This window comes from Bacillus sp. SIMBA_026 (assembly GCF_046535335.1).
GTDB classification, from domain to species: Bacteria; Bacillota; Bacilli; order Bacillales; family Bacillaceae; genus Bacillus; species Bacillus velezensis.
The window spans coordinates 1-255 of the sequence record NZ_JAWRWX010000313.1 but is presented as its reverse complement, the minus strand read 5'-3'; the positions used below and the strand labels follow the sequence as shown (position 1 = coordinate 255).

Sequence of the window (255 nt, the reverse complement as noted above, 5' to 3'; positions counted from 1 at the left end):
CAAACCCCATTTGCTGCCATCGCCCAACATCTCTGCAAAACGCGGCGTATCTTCGGGCGTCGAGATTATCAGGATGTCCCGGATCCCCGCCAGCATCAGCGTGGAGAGCGGATAATAGATCATCGGCTTGTCGAAGACGGGCAGCAACTGCTTCGACACCGACAACGTAATCGGGTAGAGCCGCGTGCCGGAGCCGCCGGCCAGAATTATGCCTTTGCGCATGGTCCAGTTCAGGAAAGAATCTGATCGATCAGG

At 56.9% G+C, this 255-nt stretch carries 1 protein-coding gene; it reads right to left on the bottom strand.

The genetic code is table 11. The annotated features are described in order from the left end of the window. Positions 1 to 222: sugar phosphate nucleotidyltransferase (locus SB847_RS21620; RefSeq protein ID WP_410578741.1), on the bottom strand; the 222-nt coding region annotated here is incomplete at its 3' end. Positions 223 to 255 lie beyond the last annotated feature (33 nt).